Origin of the sequence: Candidatus Lernaella stagnicola (assembly GCA_030765525.1) — a bacterium.
GTDB classification, from domain to species: Bacteria; Lernaellota; Lernaellaia; order Lernaellales; family Lernaellaceae; genus Lernaella; species Lernaella stagnicola.
Map to the genome: position 1 here is coordinate 15,940 of JAVCCK010000030.1, position 19,970 is coordinate 35,909.

A 19,970-nucleotide genomic window follows, 5' to 3' on the forward strand; every position below is an offset into this window, starting at 1 on the left:
CCTTTGCAAGCAACGCGGCATCTGCTAACACAAGGGGACTTTTTTTTCTGGGGTAGATTTTGTTTCGACGCACTTGGTTGATTTTTCTACTATTGCTCCTTCTGCCCGCCGCGGTTTGGGCGCAAACCATACCGACGCCGGGCGACCTGCCCACCGGGCGACGCCCCAACAGTTGGCACATTTTCAACGGCATGGCCGCCGGTTTGAACGGTCCCGTGCTGGGCGACGTACTCAAAGTGTATCGAAAAATGCCCTGGGGCGTGGGCGACACGCTGCTCAATTGCGACAGCCATTGGCGCGCCGGCGGACAACTCATGACCACGCCCGCGTTTATCCGCCCTTCGGTGATGGCGGGCTTTTCGCCCTGGCTATTCATGGATTTGGACGTTCACTACGGCACGGTCATCAATTTTACCGAGGTTAATTTCGATTCCTATAACGACAGCTACGATGCCCAAAAGCCCGGCGAACCCGACCGTTATTTTACGTTGCAGCAACAAGCGCAGGCCAATCTCACTCTGAAAATGGCTGCCGGGCCCATCGCGGTGCTGCACTTCACCGATTTGGACTGGTGGCTTAGCGACGACTACTACTTCAACTGGGAGTTCGCGACCGTCGTCCGGGACGGGTTTTCGCTGCGCAACCGCACGTTTCTTCTCTACGAGTTCATGAAAAACTGGCGAATCTTCATCAATTACGAGAACAACAACTACTTTGAATCCTATTACATGAACGAGTTGGTCTCCTCCGGCTTTGTCATCATGCATCCGCCTTGGAACAACTTCCTCTGGCTGTTCCAGCTCGGTTACCACGTCCACAACCCCGATTTCGAGGGTCTCAAGGTTTGGTCGGCGTTTGTGATGGAGTGGGATTTCCCCGACGCCGAGTAGCGCTCTTTTTTTCAGCAATTATCGTGTTTATTGAGTATTTCGAGGGGGTTCTTTGTCGAAATAACCAGCCCCTTTCGGCGCTTTTTTCTGTAAATGAAAGGGGTTGGCGGGCGCGGCTTTTTATGTTGACGGATTCGCGTGGGCCACTATATATTGTGGTGTCACACCAGGTGGTTTCAATAACTTGCGTTTGTCTCGTGTTTTGGCGGCTTGGTGTACATGCTAAGTGTATGCGCTAAACAGGTGCGCGAACAGGGGAATTGGATGCGAATTAAGGAAATCGAGCTCGTTGGGTTCAAAAGCTTCGTCGACAAGACCAAAATGACCTTCGACGAAGGTATCAGCGGCGTTGTGGGACCCAACGGTTGCGGCAAAAGCAATATCGTCGACGCCATCCGCTGGTGCATGGGCGAAATGAGCGCCAAGAGCCTCCGCGGCTCCGAAATGCAGGATGTCATCTTCAACGGCACCGAATCTCGCAAGCCGATGGGCATGGCGCAGGCGTCGATCTTATTTTCGTGCGAAGACGGCGTATACCCCTCCGGGTATGAGGGAATGACCGAGATACAGGTGACGCGGCGGCTGTACCGCTCGGGCGAAAGCGAATACCTGATCAACCGCCGGCCCTGCCGCCTGAAGGATGTCATCGACCTTTTCCTGGACACCGGCATCGGCAGCCGGGCGTATTCGATCATCGAGCAGGGGCAGATCAGCCGCATTATCGCGGCCAAGCCTCTGGACCGCCGCGTGCTGATCGAAGAGGCGGCGGGTATCAGCAAATACCGGGTGAAGCGCGAGGAAGCCGAGCGCAAGATCGAAGCCACGCGCACGAATCTCAACCGGGTTAATGACCTGCTCTTTGAGATCAAGCGCACCCTGAACAGCCTGCAACGGCAGGCCGGCAAGGCGCGTCGCTACCACGAATTCAAAGCCGAGCTACGCGAATTGGACGTCGAATTGGCGGCGCGTGAAAAGCGTCACCTGGGCAACGAGTCCGAGCGCGTGCGCACCGACCTGGCCCGCCTTCGCGACCTGCGCGCCGAGGCCGCGGTGCAACTCGAAGCCGACGAAACCCGGCTGGCCGCGCTGCGTTTGGACGTGCTGGAGCAGGAAAAGGCGATCAACACGGCCGTGGAGAAAGTCGGCGGAATTCGCGAAAACGTGCGTGCCGACGAGTCGCGCCGTGAAATCCTCGCGCACGACATACAAACCCTCGAAGAGCAAATCGGCGCGTGGCAGGAAGATGTGGAAAACGCCCGCGGGCGCATCGAGGAAATGGATCAGCAGGTCGCGGCGGCCGTGACCGAAATGGAACAACTCGACGAACAGATTCTCGCTGCCGAGGCCGTGCTTGGCGAGCATCAAGCGCGACTCGAAGCTGCCCTGCTGCGCCGTGCCGAACTGGACAAAACCGCGGAGGCGGCCCGGAACGAATTGCTGGGGCTGGCCGGTCGCAAAGCGTCGCTCGAACGCGCCGTGCAAAACCACGCGGAGAATGTCACGGCCCGGCACGAGCGGTTGGAGCAGACTCGGACACGGCTGGCTGACACCGACAGCGCGTTGGTTGCCTCCGTGAGCGACAAGGAGAAGCTGCACGAGGAAATCGAGCGGCTTACCACCGAGCGCCGCCACCTGGAACAAAACCTGGGTGAAAAGACGGCGCGTCTGGCCGAACTCAAAAGCAACACCGACGGTCGCCGGCACGCGCTCGATGAAAGCCGCGCGGCGTTTCAAAAGAAAAAGGTCCGCCTCGAAAGCCTGCAGGAGATGGCCCGCAATTTGGAGGGCTATCAGTTCGGGGTGCGGCGCATTCTCGAAGCGGCACGCAGTGATTCCGGCGCGCTCAACGGCAGCAGCAAATCGATTCTGGGCGTGCTGGCCGACAAGATTGAAATCAACGAGAAATTCGAGACCGCGCTTGAGGCCGTACTCGGCGAGCGCTTGCAGGCGGTGCTGGTCACCGACCAGGAAACGGGCGCGGTAGCGGCCGATTTTCTCAAGACCGAACACGCCGGGCGTAGTTCCTTCGTGCCGGTCGCGCCGCGATTGATTGAAGCCCACTACCCCGCCGCCACGGCCGGCCAAACGCTCGGCCCGTTGACCGAACACGTCAGCGTGGCATCGGAATTCGAAGATGCCGCCCACGCGTTGTTGGATAACGTGTTGGTGGTCGACAACCTGGAGACGGCGCTTCGTCTGCACAAAGCCAACGGATACACGGGCGCGTTCGTCACGCTCGACGGTGAAGTTGTCGACCCCTCGGGCGCCATCACCGGCGGCCAGGTGGACGCGGTGACCAGCGGTTTGTTGCAGAAAAAACGGGAAATCGCCGCTCTCTCCGAGGGCATGGGCGACGAAGAAGGCGCGGTCAAGAAAGCGGAAGACGAGTACTACAAAGCCGAGGGCATGATCGCCCGCCTGCAGGACGTGGTCGCCCAGGTCCGCAAGGAACTGGACGAGAATCACATTGCGCTCTCGGAAAACCGCGGTGAACTGGGGCGCCTGGACCGCGAAATCGAACGGCTGAACACCGAGAACGCCCGTCTGGCGCAAGCGGCGCATCGCATCACCGAAGAGTTGGACGAATCGGCTCGCCGGCACGAGGCGGAGGGAACCGATCTCGCCCAGATCGAGCACACGCTGGCCGCCGCACGCCACGCCACCGACGAAAAAACGGCCGCGCAACAGGCGCTCACAGCCGAAATCGACGGCATCCAGAACGCGGTGCGCGAGGCGATGCTGCGCGCGAACGAGTTGCGGCAGGCGAAGAACGCCGCCATGTCCCGGCGCGACAATTTCCAGCGGGCCAAGCAGGAAGCGCAGACGCTGGTCGCCCGTCGCGGCGAGCAATCCGAGGAGGCACGTACCAGGCAAAATGCGCACCGGGAACAGATCGGCGTGCTAACCAGCGGCTTGTCGGAGAAGCTCGACACGTTGGAGCAGGCCGAACGCGCCGCGGTGGAAGTGCGTGAAGGCGTGGACGAGAAAGTCACGACCGTCGAGCGGGCCGAAGCGGCGCTTAAGATGTTGCGGCGTGATATCGAAGGCTACGAGAAAGAGATTCACTCGTCGGATCTCAGCGCGTCGGAAATCAAGATGAAGTTCGAGCATCTGGCCGAACGCCTGATGGAAAAGTATGAGATGGCGTTGGAAGACATTCCCGAACCGGCCGACGAGGCCGAAATCGACACCGAGGCGCTGCGGACGCGCGCGCGGGAAATCTCCCAGAAAATTTCGCAAATGGGCGAGGTCAACCCGAACGCGGTGGAAGAATTCGCCGAACAAAAGGAACGCTACGACCACTACGAAGCGCAGAAACTGGACCTCGATAACGCCATCGAAGAGTTGCGGCGCGCGATTGCCAAGATCAACAAAACGAGCAAAGAACGCTTCGAGCAGACCTTCAATTTGGTCAACCACAAGTTCGGCGAAGTGATGCCCGTGCTCTTTGGCGGCGGCATGGCCCGCCTCGTGCTGACCGAACCGGATAAGCCGCTCGAAACCGGCATCGATATCGTCATCCGCCCCCCGGGCAAGCGTTTGACCAACGTGACGCTGCTGTCGGGCGGCGAGAAAGCGCTGGCTTCGATCGGCCTGATATTCTCGATCTTCCTGGTCAAGCCCAGCCCCTTCTGCCTGCTGGACGAAGTCGACGCGCCGCTTGACGACGCCAACATCTACCGTTTCAACAAACTGGTGAACGAAATGGCGGCGCACAGCCAGATCATCTTGATCACCCACAACAAGTCGACGATGGAAGTGGCCGACCGCTTGTTCGGCGTCACGATGCAGGAAAAAGGCGTTTCCCGCATGGTGAGCGTCGAGATGGTGAAGGACGAACTCGACTAGTTCCGCGCAACGACAATCTCACGGCCCACCTCATTTGGGGTGGGCTTTTTCATTTGGTGATAAACGGAAAAAGCCGACCCAGTCGGGTCGGCTTGATAGATTCGTCGTCTTGTCAGTCGGCGTGTCTAGTCGAGGGCGGAATTGAGCAGCACATTCGTCGGCCGCTTGAACAAGACCGTGATTTCCACCTTCCGCCATTCGGGTATCGCCTTGCGCGAGGCATTGGCGCCGATGGCCCGCGTCGCCGGGGTTTTGCCCAGCGCCTGCATGTACACCTTGGAGCGGGAAATACCGTTTTTCGACAAGTAGTACCGCGCCACCAGCGCACGTCGGCCGGCCAGTGCGGTGTTGTCTTCCACGGTGCCGGGCGGGTCACAAAATGCCGAAATCAGCACGTAGAATTTGTGCTCCTTGGCCATGCCCTTCAAGAAGGCGATCGCTTTGTCGAGCTCGGCGCGCGATTCGGCGTTGATTTTGTTGGAGTTGTAGTCGAAGTAAATGACCGCTTTGAAATTCTTCAGTTCGTCAGGCGCGCCGTGAACGTTGGGCGCTTCGCCCCCGTGGACTTTGGCGGTCTCGGCGCATTTTTTCGCCAGATCAGCCAGATTAACGGTCTGCCCCGCAACTATCCCGGCCTCGTCGTCTTCCTCGTCGGCCAACAGCAATTCGGCCTGCTTGAGTTTCAACTCGGCGCTCTGAAACTCTTGCGGACACCATTTGTCGGCACCCTGGTCCTGAGCGTCGGCCACGGCCAAACGAGCCGCTTCGACTTGGGGTCCGGCTCCCAACGGTTGGCTGGCGCATCCGGCCAACATCGCCAGAATGGAGACGGCAAACACGACAAAGATCATCCTTCTCATGGTCTTCCTCCCGGACGAAACCGTGCCGCCCGCACGAAAGGTTGGTATTCCTCTGATTTAGAACGCTTATACCGCGATTGCCGGTACCGTGCAAGTATTCTCAGCGCAAGCCTTTCAACTTCTTGCGGGCCACGATCGCTTCGCGGCTCTTGGGAAATGACGCGATGACTTTTTCGAAAAACAGCTTCGCGTCGGCCGGCTGCCCGACTTCGTAAAACGCCACGCCCATGTGCAAGTAGGTCGGCGCCAAGTGACTGCTGCGGGGGTAATCGGCCGACAAGGTGTCGAAGGCCAGAATGGCGTCCATCCAACGGCCCTGTTTGAAATGCGATTCGGCCAGATAGAACTGCGCCGTGTGGGCTCTTTTGCTCTTGGGATAGAGTTTCAGGAATTCCCGAAATTTCACCTTCGCGGTTTCCAAATTGCCCTGGTTGAACAGCGCGATGGCGGTCTTGAGAAGATCCTGCTCTTTCGGTTTCTTGCCAACATCGACTGGAGCAGTCGTCACGTTCGAAGTGAACACTTCGAGGTTGCCTTTGTCGACGTCCCGCAGGCGCGCCCGCTTTTCGAAGGTGACCAGGCGCTTGTCCAGGGCTTTAAACTGGCGGCCCAATTGCCGCCGCAGGAGGGTGATTTGCTCGGGTGAGAGCTGGCCGCCGCGCGCCATCTCGTCGAGTTTCCCCTGCAAGATACCGACTTCCTGCTGCAACTGTTCGAAACCCAGCACGGCGTCGCCGGCCATCTGCGAACTGGCGTCGAAACGCGATTTGAGATCGGCGACTTGTTGTTCCAGCGTGTCGACTCGCGTATTGAGGCCCCCGACACTGGCTTCGAGTTGGTTGCCTTGCGAAGTCTTAATGGGGCAACCGGGAAGCATCAGTGCCATAAGTCCAAGAGCCAGCGCGGCCAAAAGCCATCGTTTCACCATAACGCACCTCGTCTGTCGATTCGGTTCGGCGGTAAAGAAAAAGCCCGGGGGGCATGTGACTCCCCCCGGGCGATGTACGCTATTGCGTTTGGCTATCCGTCTTATTTCGTCATCGCCGAAATCTCGACGCGACGATTAAGCTGGAAACCCTTTTCGGTCAACGCAGCGCTGAACTTGGTGGTCTCGCCACCAGACTTCTTGGTCAGCCGGGCCGGAGCCACGCCGGAAGCAACCAGGAAGTTGTATACGGTGGCCGCACGGCGTTCGCCCAAAGCAAGGTTGTATTCCTCGGTACCGCGGATATCGCACCAGCCGGTAAGCTGGAAACTCCACGCCGAGAACTTGCCCTTCAACTTGCCCGCTTCGTCTTTCAAACCAAGGATCTGATCCTTACGGATGCCGTACTTGTCATAGTCAAAGTACGTGGTGTAGGTCTTTGGTTTTACGACCGGTTTGGGCGGAGCCGGGGGCGGCGGCGGAGGCGGAGCCTTCGCTGCGTCTTTTGCCTTGATGGCACACATTTTGGCCACGTCGTACAGGTTTTTGGCCTGCTCGAACAGCGGCATAGCAATATCCCACTCTTCGGCAGCGTCAGCTTCCAACGCCTGTTTCATGGTCTGCTCGGCGGCAGCCCACTCCGTGGCACAGTACTCGTCAGCTTCGTTGGCTTTAGCGGCAGCTTGTGCATCAATGGCGTTCTGCTTTGCGACATCATAGCCTTCGGGAGGCCCGCAGCTCGCCACGAGGAACATGCTGACCAGAGCCAACAAGATGAACAAGGTCCTTCTCATGATACCTCCCTTTCGTCACCTTGATAGTTTCTGAACAACGTTTCTTCACTCTGTCATTTGATCGCTTGCAATATAACTCACAAAAGCGTCAATGCAAACGCCCAAAAGTTAATTTAAGAGCCTAGGAGACCACGCCGGATTCTTATCATCGACCCCTACTTTTGTCAAACGTTTTGTATAGCTTCCGTCGACATTGAAAATTCTTAAGGTCCTTCCGGCCCCTTCGCGCGTGGTCATCGCCAAAGCCCGGCCGTCGGGCGAAAAATGCGGGTATTCGCAGGCGGCAAAGCCGTGTCCCTGCGTGATGTTAATAGCATCGGTGCCGTCGGGAGCGATCATCAAAATGTGGTACTGCCCGCTCTCCCGCGCGCTGTAAACGATGCGCCCGCCCTTTTCCGTCGAGGCCCAGTCGGGGCTCTGATTGTACGCGCCGTGGTAGCTGGCGCGCTGCACCTCGCTGCCGTCGCTTTTCATCGTCCAGATTTGCGGCCCGCCGCTGCGGTCGGACACAAATGCGATACGGTCGCCCCGCGGCGACCAGGCCGGAAACAGTTCGATCGCCCGGCTGACGGTCAACCGTTTGGGTTTTCCCCCGCGTGCGGAAATCGTGTAAATCTCCATGTTGCCATCGTAGCTGATGGCCAGGGCAATGCGGCTGCCCGAGGGCGAGAAGCGCGGGCTGAGAATCAATCCCTTGACTTTGAACAACAACTTCGGTTCGCCGCCGCGGGCCGGTATCGAATAGAGGTAGTTAAAGAGATCCTGTTCGTTGCGGTTGTTTTCCCAGGCGAAGACGATTTGGCTGCCGTCGGGCGACCAAGTCGGGTTTTTCGCCTTGCCGAACATCGTGGTCAGCTTGCGCAGGTTCCGCCCGTCCAGGTCGATCACATACAGTTCCTGAGGCAGCGTCGTGTCTATTCCCTTGCGTGAGACGAAGGCGATCTTGGTGCCGAACACACCCTTCTGGCGTGTCAACTCGTACACGAGGTCGTTGCCCCACTTGTGCACCATCAAATACCAGTCGGCGGTCTTGCCGGTGTATTCTTTACCCAGCAGCATCATTTGTTGCGGCACGTGGTAGAGACGGAATTGCACGGTCACGCGGTTGCCGTCGAGCGCGAAATTGCCCTTGATCAAATACTCCGCCCCGATCGGTCGCCAATCATCAAAGCTGAAGGTGCCGGGCTTCACGCCGGCCGTGTGCGGATTCTCGACATACAGTGCGCGGTCGATCACGTCGAAGCGGCCCGTCATGCGCATGTCTTCGGCGGTTTCGTCCGCCAGCCTTTTAGCCAACCCCATCGTGTCGGCGCCCGTCCCGGTGTTTTTGAAAAAGGGAACGGCGATCGGGTCCTTCTTCACCGTCGGCAAGCCTCCGACATTACCGAAGATATCCACCGCGATGCCGTCGCCCTCCTGAGGCGGTGCGGGTTCCTGATCGAGCAAACCGGCCATGAGCGCCGGTGTGCCGAAAAACGCGGCAAGCGCTGCGAGGGTGAAAACGAATAAGGAAAGCTTGGACCATTTCATCAACGAAACCTCATTTTCCGACTAAGGTTTTTTGCTTTTCGGGTGAAAACGGACGGTAATGCCCTTCTCACGCATGTCTTTTTCCAACAACTGGGGCGGCGGCGGCAGCGGGCTGGCTTTCGTAATGGCCGACAGGCAACTGCGGTCCAGCGGTTCGAAACCCGATCCCTTGGTGATGATCTTGTTCGTGATACTGCCCGAGGAAGAAACGTAGATCCGCACTTTGACCGTCGTGCGCAGATATTGATCCGGCAGGCCGCCGGGGAACGACCATACCGAAAGGATGCGCGATTGGACATTGGAAATGTATATGCCCAGCACTCCCTTCGTGTTGGTCGTGCCGGTGCCGCCCCCGCCGGTGGAATCGACCAGCGCCTGTTTCTCGCGGACGCGTTCGATGGCCCGCATGCGCGCCCGATCCTTCCAGCCCAGGCGATTGCTTGTAACATCCCGTTTTTTCGTTATTTTCACGGCATCGGCGCTGGCCTTCTGCCGGCGCTCCTCCATGATGTCCTTCGCCTTGCGTGGATCGGAGCGCCGCACCGCCTCCTGGTTGCGGTCGGGAGCCTTAGGCCCCAAACCCGGCCCCTTGGGCAGGTTGTAGGACAAGTCGACCTCGATCGCCTCCGGCAACGCTTTGTGTTGACTGCCCAATACGTCGGGAGCGAAGGCGAAGATAAGAAAGGCGGCGATGTGAAACGCCAAGGAGATCGCGATCATTTCTCCCAGTAACTTTTCCGGACTGACTGAGAGAAGGTATCGAAGTCTGATCGGCGACCTCTTCAGCATCTCATTTCTCTTGCGGCGGTTGGGTGATCATGGAAAGCTTCGTGGCGCCGGCCTGCTTCGCCAGGGCCATGGTTTGCACGACCACGCCGTAAGACACATCTTTGTCGGCGCGCAGATACAGGGTTTTGTCGGCTCGCTCCGCGAAGATTTCCTGCAACTGCTTGCTGAGTTGTTCCATGGGTACGGCGGTGCGCTTGATGCTCAAGCCGCCGTTTTTGTCCACTACCAGGATGACAGGCTCCTGCTCGTGTTGTTCCAGCGGTCCGGCTTTCACTTCCGGCACGTTGACCGACATGCCTTCCTGCAACATCGGCGCGGTCACCATAAAAATTATCAGCATCACCAACATCACGTCCACCAAAGGCGTCACGTTGATTTCGCTCATTAGGCGGCGATGGCCGCCCCCGCCGGTGCTTATGGCCACGATCTATCTCCTTCGCCCGCTTCTATTTAAGAATGTGGCGTTCCAATATATTCATGAACTCGCTGGAGAAGCTCTCGATGCTGCCCTCCAGGCTGCGCAATTTCGCCGAAAAGTGATTGTAAAACACGACGGCCGGTATCGCGGCGAAAAGCCCGACCGCGGTGGCCACCAACGCTTCGGAGATGCCCGGCGCCACGACGGCGAGCGAAGCCTGCCCCGACGCGCCGATGCTCTGAAAGCTGTCCATGATGCCCCAGACGGTGCCGAACAAGCCGATGAAGGGCGCGGTGTTGCCCACGGTGGCCAGGAAGGGAATCGCCTTTTCCAGTTTGGCGATCTGGTCGGCCGCCGAACGCTGCAAGGCGCGGGCGACGTTTTCGCGCGCTCCGGCGACGGTGCTGCGGGTCATCGGGGCGGGCCCTTCGGTCGTGTAGGCGTCACCTTGCTGGCGAAAGCGCTTCAATTCCTCGAAGCCGGCGGCGAACACTTCGGCGACCGGTGCGTGGATCAGTTGCTTGCTGTGCCGGTGAATGTCGTCCAATTGACGCGATTCCCAAAACGCCCGCAAGAAGATTTCGTTCTCGTTTTGCGCACGGCGCAACAAGAGCCACTTCAAGAAAATGATCGCCCAGCTCACAACGGAAAAAACAACCAACAGTGCCAGCACCGACTTAACGACCAAACCGGCATCCTTGACCAAGTCAATGACGTTGGCCGATTCGGCGGGTACCTGCGCGATGACACATAGAATTTGTTGAATCAAAATGGTTCATCTCCCATAGTAGAAATCGACTTTCGGTCGGCGTCAAAAGTATTGCACAATGTCCGGCAAGTCAAGATTTTCCACCATTTTCGATAGCTTGAGTAAGAAACACGATCTCGCGACACGGCGTGCGAATCGTCTTAACTTCCTTGGAACCCCACTGCACACAAAAGGTTGCACGCCTCCTGGCCGATGACTCTGTTTTGAGTTAGATTAAGTTGTTTGGTCGGCTGCCGGGAGGAATGGATGAGACTGATTTCGAAAATACTGATTTTTTTCGCGATTGCGATGTTAAGCGTCACGTTGGTTATCGTCTCCTGCGGCGACGATGATGATGACGACGACGACAATGACGAGCTCGAAGACGTGCCCAAGGTCTACGACACGACGATCGACGGATGGGCGTTCGGCGACGGCTTGTACCGCTACGCGCAGGGCCATTGGAACAAGGAAAGCCAATCGCCCTTCAACGTGCAGGTTATCGGTTCCGTGTTCACCGACCGCAGTTACGGCTTCGTTTACAGCGGTCAGCGCATATACCAGTACCGCGCCGGCGACTGGATTCCCGTCAACAATTCCAACTTCCCGCCGGGATCGATCACCGACGCCACCTTCATCCCCAACGGCTCGGCCTGGTTCGCGGTCAATAACGCGTACGGCCGCGGCTCGCTGGTCGGCGTTACCGAAGATGCTCAACCGATGATCTTCGACTCGGAAGGAACGCTCGCCTCCGTACCCCTCAAGCTCTCGGCCCTCTTCCAGGTCCCCGAGGACAACGCGCTGCACCTGTGCGCGGTCGTGCCCGAGGCGACGGACTACTTCTTCCAACACCTCCGCTGGGACGGCACCACCGTGACCTCCGAGGTCATGTTCCGCATCGATTTCATGCCGGTCGATCCGCCCGCCGATGACGACGACACCACCACCGACGACGACACGACCGCCGATGACGACACCGCCGGCGACGACGACCAACCCGAGTGGTTGCAGATGGTCGATATCCTCGACATGAAAACCGCGCCCGACGGTACTATCTGGGCCGCCGGTTGGGATCGCGCCGATGATGCCACTCCGCGCGGCGCGCTCTGGCACCGCGTGGCCAACGGCGAAGAAATCACGTGGGAGCGCACGTTGCTGGAAACCTCCACCGGCTGCAAAACGACCATGGCGAAAAAATTCGTCTACGCCCCCGACACCGGACGCGCTTTCGTGATCGCCGATTGCGGCAACTCGCAGATCTATCGGCAAAACGACGACGGCTCTTGGTCGCAGATGCTACTGCCGGGCATCAAAGGCAGCACCTACCGTATCAACGACTTGTCCCTGGTCACCGAAACCAAGGGGTGGGCCGTGGGTTATACCTCCGACAAGAACGCGCCCCTGTTGCTGGTGCGCAGTACCGCGGGGTGGGAGATCGCCGACGCACGTACCTTTGACGTCGGCGACGAGTTGTTCAGCGCGGCCCTCTATTCGGTGCAGTCTCCGGGCGGGTTCTCCGACGACGACACCACGGCCGACGACGACACCACCACCGATGACGACACCACCGGCGACGACGATACGACGACCGACGACGACACCACGGCCGACGACGACGACCTTGTGGGAGACGATGACACGGTCGGCAGCTAACGCAACGCGCCCGACCGGGCGAGCAAGGACCGACCCGGTGTCATGAATCCGGCAACCCGTAAATACCTCGGCTTAAGCGTCCGCTTCTTGGCCGGCGGCTTTTTACTGAGCCTGCTGGTTTCGATGCGCGCTTACCAACTGCCCCACTTCCATTTCGGCTTAATCGCGGTGGTAATCGGCGGCTTCCTGCTCGCCCGACGACGTAATAACCGCGTGCTTTTATTGGACGCCGTCATCGCCTACCTGGCGTTATTTCTCATTCCGCCGGGCTTTATCGGGTGGTCCCTTTCCTTCGCCTGGACGTTTTCTTCCCTCACGCTGGCGTTGCTTGTCGGGCTGGCGACCTGGCGATTATCCGACAGCCGTTTTACGCCTTTTGTGGCGGCGGTAACCGTCGCGGCCATCGCGTCGGCCGGGGCAACGGTCAACACCTTCCGCTTGCAACTCGCCGACATGCCCGTGGAGTGGGCGGGCGTTCCCACAATGATCAACGACGCGGGCATCGACCGCGGCGCACCAACCTCGCGCATGCTGAAAGTCGCCCCACGCCGCAAGCTGGGCGAGTTGCCGCAACCGGTGCCCCACGGCGATCCGCCGGCCGGGCGTGTCGTCGGCCTCGTGGAGCGCGGCGACGCGGAGTTCTATGTCCGCGGCTTCGCCCATGCCTCGAGCGCGGAAATCACGCCCTCGCGATTCGTGGTTCCGGAGTGCAATCCGGTGCGCGACATCGATTTCGATCGCGCCTGGCGCCAATGGCTGGTGTTGTGCGGCGCGGGCAAACAGCTCGTGTATTACCAAGGTGACGCCAGGATCACCAAGCTGCTCGACCTGCCGGGCATCTGGCCCTTTCGGCTGACGGTGCACCAGGAACTCGAGCGCGTGTTTATCGTCGATCCCGGGGGCGGATACCTGATCGAAGTGGCTTTGGAAAGCAACGAAATCCTACGCCAGCCGCACGTCGGCTTCGGCATCAGCGACGTGGAGATCACGCCGGACGGCCGCTTTTTGTACATCCCCCAACCCTATCGCTCGCGTATCATCGTCCTGAGCGTCACGGACCTGGAAACCGTGCGGGAAGTACCGCTTTCCTTCGGCGTCGCCCATCTGGCCGTCGACCGGACCCGCGGCCGGATATACGCCGTTGCCATGGGCAGCGGCAAGCTGTTTTCCCTCGATCCGCAAACGCACGAAATCGTCGGCGAGGGCGACCTCAACAGCCCGGTGCTCGATGCCGAGTACGACGACGCCGCGGCGCGTTTGTACTGGACGACGCCGCGCGGGTACCGCTGGTCATCCATCGACTCACTGTTGACCAAATAAAAAAAGACCGGCACCCGCAGGCGCCGGTCTTGGTGGCTTGTTTTTCCCCTGAATCAGCAGCCGCAACCGCTATCGTCATCGTCGTCGTCACCGCCGATCGGTGCCGTATCGTCGTCGGTGGCGTCGTCGTCGGTGGCGTCATCGTCGGCCGCGTCGTCGTCGGCCGCGTCGTCATCGCCGGTGTCGTCATCGCCGGTGTCGTCATCGCCGGTGTCGTCATCACCGGTGTCGTCATCGCCGGTCGTATCGTCGTCGCCGGGAGCCGTCACGGTAACCGTGAAGGCTTGAGTATCGGTGCCTTTTGGGGTGTCGCCGTCATCCACGCTTACTTCCACATCGTAATCATCGGGATCCACGTCGGTGGTATCCCAAGTGATCTCGCCGGTTACGGAGTCGATCACCATTCCCATCGGACCATCCAGCAGTTCGAACTCCAGCTCATCGTAAAAGTCGATGTCGAACGCTTCGACATCGTACTCGTACAAGTCGTCCGCAACCACTTCGGTCACCGCGTCGGACGTGATTTCCGGATCCGCGTTGGCCATCTTCAGGTAGTACGTGGTCGTGTTCTGTCCGGCGGTAATGCGACCGCCGCCCGCGAAAAGATAGTTTTCGGCGTTCACGGCCCACGCTCCGGCGACCGCCACCGGCAGGGAGTCAATTGCCGTCCACGTTCCCTTAGCCGGTGCGAAAGTATACACGTCGTCAAGGAAATCATCCCATCCGGCGAAGCGACCGCCGAGAACGTACAGTTCGTCGCTGTACAACGCGCAACCGTGGTCCCATCGCCCCAGCGGCGCGACAGGCGACAAGGTCGACCACGTCCCGGCGCCGATATCCAAGGCTTCGGGCGTTAAAGGAGGCGGGCTGAATATCAGCGAGTCGACACCACCGGCCACGACGAGATCGCCGCCGATCACGCCGCCGCACGTCAGGAAATCCCCGCCCGGCTGGGTCGCCACGTCGCTTTCGAAAGTATCGGTTTCCGGGTCATAAACCTTAGTCGGCAGGCCGCGTCCCCAGGTGTAGATATATCCGGATACCGGGTCGAAAGCCGCTTGTACGCCTTCCGCCAAAGTAACCGCCGCGCCGGTCGACCAGCTATCGGTTGCCGGATCGTAAATGTTCACGACGGTAGTGCTGGCGCCGTCATCTATCCCGAAGATGAAATAGATTTTCTCGCCGTCGGTTGCGGCGGCGTAACGCGTCAGCTTAATGGGCGCGGTCGCGCCGCTGGTCCACGTGTCGGTCACGGGATCGAATATCCGCACGGCGTCACTAAATGTGAAGGTTGCGGAATCGAAGCCGCCAATGGCGTAGATTTTGCCGTCGATAAAGAACGCCTTGCCGGCTTCATTGCCCGGGCCGGGCATGGTAGAGCCCGAAGTTTCCCATTGCGCCGCGGCGACACCGCAGAACGCGATCAGAAACGCGCCCGCGAGAATTCCAATTAGCATTTTTTTCATTGTAGAAACCCTCCTCCAGTTTGTTTCGATTATCCAATGCTGCACAACCTAGTCGCATAAGGTCCCCATGGACACACTCAAATAAACATCGTTCACGAGCTTTTGGCAAGCGTCTTGAGAAGAATTCATATTACGCCTGGGTGGCGCAGGTGTACGAAAGCGAAAACCTAAAAGATATGTGGTTAGCAGCCGCAGAACATGTCGTCGTCGCCGGACGTGTCGTCATCGCCGGCCGTGTCGTCATCGTCGGCCGCTTCGTCATCGTCGGTCGCGTCGTCGTCGCCGCTCGCGTCGTCGTCGCCCGGACCCACGTCGTCGTCGGAGGCATCGTCGTCGGTCGCATCGTCGTCGTCATCACCTCCCAGGTCGGGAAGGCCGGATTCGTCGCCGCGCGCCACAAAGAGCGGGCTCGGGTGCGCGCCCCGGTAGGCAATCGTCACCACGCCCGCGCTGTCGACGGCCAACGAGCAATCGCGCCCGGCCGCGTCGTCTACTTTGTAGATGTGCCACCAGCCCTTGTCGTTGAGGTTGGCGTAGAGCAACGCGCCGCTGGCTTCATGAACGAAACAAACGTGCGGATTGCCGTCGCCGTCGAGGGACTGGTCGAAGGACGTCCCGACGCCGGTGACCATTTGGTCCGTATGCAAATTGTTCCATGTACCGCGCGCGTAGTAGAGCGCGCCTTTGTCTTCGTTGAGGTAAACGAGGTGGATGCCGCCGGTCGCGTCCACCTGCACGTCGCTATACCTGCCGATTACGTCCCACGATTCGTCGCCGTCGACGAGTTTGAAGTCCCACCCCGCTGTGTGCCCGCGGGCCAACCACATGGCACGACAGTTGGTATCCGGATAGTACCACGACACGATTGACTGACCGTCCGGCGTCACTGCCAGGCCTAGCGCCTCGCCGCCGATAGTATAGAGATCGCCACCTACGTATTTCGTGTGTGGACCGATCGCATTCATGTAGGTATAAGCGATCTCTTCAACGTTGGTCTGGACCGACGCCGTGCGCAACCAGTAGTCCCCGTCGTGCGCGACGGCCAAGCCGGTACCGGTGGGGAATGCTTTATCAATAACTCGGATATTCCAGGAATCGCCGTCCCACGCCGCATACCGCACTTTCCCGTCGCCGTCGTCACGATAGGCCATGTGTGGATCATCGGCGGCATCAAAGAAAATCCCGCAGTTCGAACCCACATTGCCGTCAGCATCGACGGTTTCGGTTTCCCAGGCCGCGCCGGTCCATTCGGCGTAATGGGCCGCGTAATTATCCTTGTTGAGATAACAAATACCGGGGCGGTCGTCGCTGGTTAGCGCGATTTCGGTAAAATACCCGGTATCGCCTTCTTCGACCGTATCGATCACAAATCCGGCGTGGGCAACCGCTGCCATCGCCAATACAAAAACTACCGCATAGATCATTCGCTTCATCGAATGTCCTCCCATTAGATATTCGTTATCAGGAATATGCCGAAAGATAGAATACGACTGCTCTCAATTCCCGTAAAGGGAATATTCTATTTTTCAGCAAAAAGTGTCGGGAGATACGGAAATACTTTAAGGGCCTAGTAGATAACCAAAGGGCTAACGTGCCGGTCGGTAACTATTTTTCCGAAAAACTAGCAGGCGCAACCGCCGCCGTCGTCGTCGTCGTCATCGTCGCCCGCGGCCGTATCGTCGTCGGTCGCATCGTCGTCAGTCGCATCGTCGTCAGTCGCATCGTCGTCGGACGCATCGTCGTCGGACGCATCGTCGTCGGTCGCATCGTCGTCGTCGTCGCCCGTGGTATCGTCGTCGTCATCGCCGATCGCGCCGCCGTACTGCGGCAAACCCGAAGCGTCGCCCCGCGCCACATAAAGCGTGCTTGGCTTGGCGTCACGGTAGGTCATGGTCACCAAGCCGCTATCGTCGACCACCAGCGAACACTCCAACCCGGCGCCGTCGGCCACTCGGTAGGTGCGCCAGCCCGGCGTGTCGCGATAGGCGTAACGCAGCATGTCTTCGGCGGCGTCGTAATAACAGGCGTGGGGAGTCCCGGCCGCGTCGAGGGTCAAATCGAGAGAGCTGCCCGCGTCGCCGTCACCATCAAGCAACTCGACGGAGAAATCCGTCCACGTACCCGCCGCATAATACAGCGACCCTTCGGTTTCGTTGTAATAAGCGATGTGAAATTCGTTGCCCTCGAGCGCCAAGGCCAGGTCGGTACCCAACTGGTCCGTGGTTTCGTCGCCGTCGATCAACAAAAACTGCCAGGCGTCGTCGTGACCGCGCGTCAGCCAAATATCATTCCATTCCGTTTCGTGAAACGCGATGTAGGAAACGTCGCCGCTATTGACCGCCAAACCCGTGGCGCGCCCGCCGACGGTTTGCCAATCCGATACATAGGTCGTGTACGCGCCGCCGCCGTCCATCCAGCTATAGGCCACTTCGACGTAGTCTTCCTGCACCGAGGAGGTCCGCGGCCAGCCCAGGCTGTCGCGCGCCACGCTCAGGCCCAAGCCGGTGGGCGCGGTGCCATCGAGCGTGATAATCGTCCAGGAGTCGTCGTCCCGATAGGCATAGCGCACGAACTTGTCGCCGTTGTCGCGATAGGCGACGTGCGGCTCGTTGTCACCGTCGAAAAACACGCCGCAATAGGAGCCGACATCGCCGTCACTATCGATCGTGTCGATATCCCACGCGTCACCGGTCCAGTGGGCGATTTTGGCTGAGTCGTCGGTTTCGTTGGCGAAGCAAATACCCGGACGCGATAGGCCGTCCAGGGCAATCTCCGGCGTGTAGCCGGTATCGCCGGTTTCGACGGTTTCAACAGTGAATTCGGCAACCGCGGTCGCGGCAAACGCCACGACGACCACCACGATCAGCAACAAACGGCGCATCGCATCCTCCCAATGATTTCCCTGTACCAGCCACGCGCGCACTTCTCCGGTGACTTCCTGTTAATCATTTCTATCGGCGTGAGGGGCGTCGGACTCAAGGTCCGCCGGAGCTAAAAAAGCCACACGAAGCAGAAAATCATCTCCAACGACGTTTGCGAATCCACCGCGCAATGCAGACCGTCGGTGATAAACGTCTTCACGTCGGCCATCGGCGGATCTTCGAAGAACGCCGCGATATCGGCCTCGCTGGAAGGAATCAACGGCGGCAGGCCCAGATCCTCCAGCAGCAGGTTGAAAACGGCCGTGTCGAAGGTTTGATAGGTCAGTGGATAAGCGTCGATTGGTGTGCTTTGGGCGAACGAGGTGTGCAACTCGTCCAAAACAGCCGTCAGCGACGGCACGAAGTCGTTCAACAAGGCGCTGTATTCGGCACCGAGAAAATAGAAAGACTCGCCGTCATCCATTTGCCCGTTACCGTTTTCGTCCAGATAGCCCAGCACGTCGTCTTCTTGCGGATCGGTTTCCGCGGCGGCCGTGCGCCATACCTGTGAGCCGTACCGCGCCGCGAGTGCAAACGCCACCTGCGCCTCCTGAAGACGCTCAAAACCTTCGGGCAGCGGCAGCAGGAAGTGCGTTTTTTCGGGATCTTCCAGAATCACCAGCATTGTCACGGCGACTTCTTCCAGCAACTCGGCGATCTCGACCGGCTGCCCGGATATCAGCTTGCGCAGCGAATTCATCGCCAATAGCGGGCCGATGTCGAAATCCAGATCGATCGATTGCACGAAATCGATGCCGCCCTTCAACGTACACGCGAAGGAGGCAAACCACAGAGCGTCGGCGGCATCCCATTCACCGCCCAAATTGAGCAACTCTTCGCCCTGCAACGTCAGCGGCAGCGAGGGCACGTTGAGCACGAGGTCCGGATCGGACGCCGCAAGCTGGGCAGCCGGAACCATCTCATCGATCACGGGACCCATGATGTACTTGATGAAGTGGTGCAACGTATCGCCCAGCGTCGATCCCGGTTCCAGACCGCCGGGATTGTGCACGGCCTTCGCCAACGCCGGGGTTTCTTCGGCGGTGAAGTCGGCCAGGAAGACCAGCAGGCCGTCGACCAGTTCCACCATGGCCTGCGCGTCCGACAGTGCGACGCCCAAGGCAGCGGCCGCGTCCTCGGGCCGTACCTTTTGCGCCCGCACGAAGCTGTCGTGGGCCGTGTCGCTGTCCCCGTCACCCAGGGCGGCGACGCCGGCGGTCATCAACTCGTCGTAATTCTCCTCGGCCTCGATGCCGTACTCGACAGCGCAGGCAGTGAGAGCCAAGCAGAAAAACACCACGATAATACCGAAATATAGGCGTTTCATAATCGCTCATCTTAAACGGAAACCATGGGGTGTCAAGCGCTCGGGTTGCGCGCGCCGCAACCGAAAGGTAGCCTGCATACATGCGACGCGCAGCCTATTTTTTGGCAACCCTTATCCTGTTCGCCTCGGCGTCTTTGCTTCTGGCCGAAGGTTCGGAGGGCGAACTGCGCGTGTTTCTGATTCTCTCCCAGCGCAGCGGCCCCGACATGCTCAATAAAGTCATTGCCGACATCGGGCCCACTCAGCCGGTGCAGGAAGTGTGGGGCCGCAAACAAACGCTCATCAAGAAAGTCGCCGCCGATCACTACGTGCTCGCCGTGCGCAACGTCGAAGCCTGCCATTTCGACAAATGTGTCCCCTGCCCCGATCAGAGCCGTGACATACACGTGCTCGCCAACCAACGCACGGATGTCATCTTCCGCTTCAAGGCCAAGTACGACCGCGCCGAACATAAGTGGGTGTGTTACTGAGCGAAAAACG

General features: G+C 59.3%; 16 protein-coding genes. 5 read left to right on the forward strand and 11 right to left on the reverse strand.

Going from position 1 to position 19,970, the window contains the following annotated elements; genetic code table 11:
* Positions 1 to 59 precede the first annotated feature (59 nt).
* Together P9L99_13930 and smc are read left to right on the forward strand one after the other, a co-directional pair.
* Positions 60 to 890, forward strand: coding sequence for a hypothetical protein (locus P9L99_13930; GenBank protein MDP8224455.1), 831 nt, complete (start codon positions 60 to 62; stop codon positions 888 to 890).
* A gap of 264 nt (positions 891 to 1,154) precedes the next feature.
* The gene (gene smc / locus P9L99_13935; GenBank protein ID MDP8224456.1) at positions 1,155 to 4,739 is read left to right on the forward strand and encodes a chromosome segregation protein SMC; all 3,585 of its coding nucleotides are present in this window, start codon (positions 1,155 to 1,157) and stop codon (positions 4,737 to 4,739) included.
* A gap of 125 nt (positions 4,740 to 4,864) precedes the next feature.
* Here smc and P9L99_13940 read toward each other — a convergent pair whose 3' ends face one another.
* The 7 genes from P9L99_13940 to tolQ form a co-directional block, all read right to left on the reverse strand.
* Positions 4,865 to 5,599, reverse strand: coding sequence for an OmpA family protein (locus P9L99_13940; protein MDP8224457.1), 735 nt, complete (start codon positions 5,597 to 5,599; stop codon positions 4,865 to 4,867).
* Positions 5,600 to 5,699: 100 nt separating this feature from the next.
* Positions 5,700 to 6,527, reverse strand: a complete 828-nt coding sequence (locus P9L99_13945; protein MDP8224458.1) for a tetratricopeptide repeat protein — start codon at positions 6,525 to 6,527, stop codon at positions 5,700 to 5,702.
* Between the two features lie 101 nt (positions 6,528 to 6,628).
* Entirely contained in the window at positions 6,629 to 7,318 is a 690-nt protein-coding gene (locus P9L99_13950; GenBank protein MDP8224459.1) for an OmpA family protein, read from the reverse strand.
* A gap of 108 nt (positions 7,319 to 7,426) precedes the next feature.
* Positions 7,427 to 8,848, reverse strand: a complete 1,422-nt coding sequence (locus P9L99_13955) for a hypothetical protein (protein ID MDP8224460.1) — start codon at positions 8,846 to 8,848, stop codon at positions 7,427 to 7,429.
* A gap of 21 nt (positions 8,849 to 8,869) precedes the next feature.
* Entirely contained in the window at positions 8,870 to 9,568 is a 699-nt protein-coding gene (locus P9L99_13960) for a cell envelope integrity protein TolA (protein ID MDP8224461.1), read from the reverse strand.
* A 70-nt stretch (positions 9,569 to 9,638) separates the two neighbouring features.
* Positions 9,639 to 10,061: an ExbD/TolR family protein gene (locus P9L99_13965; GenBank protein MDP8224462.1), complete on the reverse strand. Its 423-nt coding sequence runs from the start codon at positions 10,059 to 10,061 to the stop codon at positions 9,639 to 9,641.
* A gap of 22 nt (positions 10,062 to 10,083) precedes the next feature.
* Positions 10,084 to 10,824: a protein TolQ gene (tolQ, locus tag P9L99_13970; GenBank protein ID MDP8224463.1), complete on the reverse strand. Its 741-nt coding sequence runs from the start codon at positions 10,822 to 10,824 to the stop codon at positions 10,084 to 10,086.
* Positions 10,825 to 11,070: 246 nt separating this feature from the next.
* Here tolQ and P9L99_13975 point away from each other — a divergent pair, with 246 nt between their 5' ends.
* Positions 11,071 to 12,456 (forward strand): hypothetical protein, encoded by a 1,386-nt coding sequence (locus P9L99_13975; GenBank protein MDP8224464.1) that lies wholly within the window; start codon positions 11,071 to 11,073, stop codon positions 12,454 to 12,456.
* Positions 12,457 to 12,498: 42 nt separating this feature from the next.
* Positions 12,499 to 13,776 carry a hypothetical protein gene (locus P9L99_13980; GenBank protein MDP8224465.1) on the forward strand — a complete coding sequence of 426 codons (1,278 nt, stop codon included), beginning with the start codon at positions 12,499 to 12,501 and terminating at the stop codon, positions 13,774 to 13,776.
* A 53-nt stretch (positions 13,777 to 13,829) separates the two neighbouring features.
* Here the strand turns inward: P9L99_13980 and P9L99_13985 are convergent, their stop codons facing one another.
* The 4 genes from P9L99_13985 to P9L99_14000 form a co-directional block, all read right to left on the reverse strand.
* Positions 13,830 to 15,242, reverse strand: a complete 1,413-nt coding sequence (locus P9L99_13985) for a kelch repeat-containing protein (GenBank protein MDP8224466.1) — start codon at positions 15,240 to 15,242, stop codon at positions 13,830 to 13,832.
* 182 nt (positions 15,243 to 15,424) lie between these two features.
* A complete protein-coding gene (locus tag P9L99_13990; protein MDP8224467.1) occupies positions 15,425 to 16,675 on the reverse strand; it encodes a hypothetical protein in 1,251 nt (416 codons plus the stop codon).
* A gap of 188 nt (positions 16,676 to 16,863) precedes the next feature.
* Positions 16,864 to 18,123, reverse strand: coding sequence for a hypothetical protein (locus P9L99_13995; protein MDP8224468.1), 1,260 nt, complete (start codon positions 18,121 to 18,123; stop codon positions 16,864 to 16,866).
* Between the two features lie 110 nt (positions 18,124 to 18,233).
* On the reverse strand, positions 18,234 to 19,490 hold the full coding sequence (locus P9L99_14000) for a hypothetical protein (GenBank protein ID MDP8224469.1): 1,257 nt from the start codon (positions 19,488 to 19,490) through the stop codon (positions 18,234 to 18,236).
* 80 nt (positions 19,491 to 19,570) lie between these two features.
* On the opposite strand from P9L99_14000, the gene P9L99_14005 reads away from it, so the two are divergent.
* Positions 19,571 to 19,960 carry a hypothetical protein gene (locus P9L99_14005; GenBank protein MDP8224470.1) on the forward strand — a complete coding sequence of 130 codons (390 nt, stop codon included), beginning with the start codon at positions 19,571 to 19,573 and terminating at the stop codon, positions 19,958 to 19,960.
* The last annotated feature ends 10 nt before the right edge of the window (positions 19,961 to 19,970 follow it).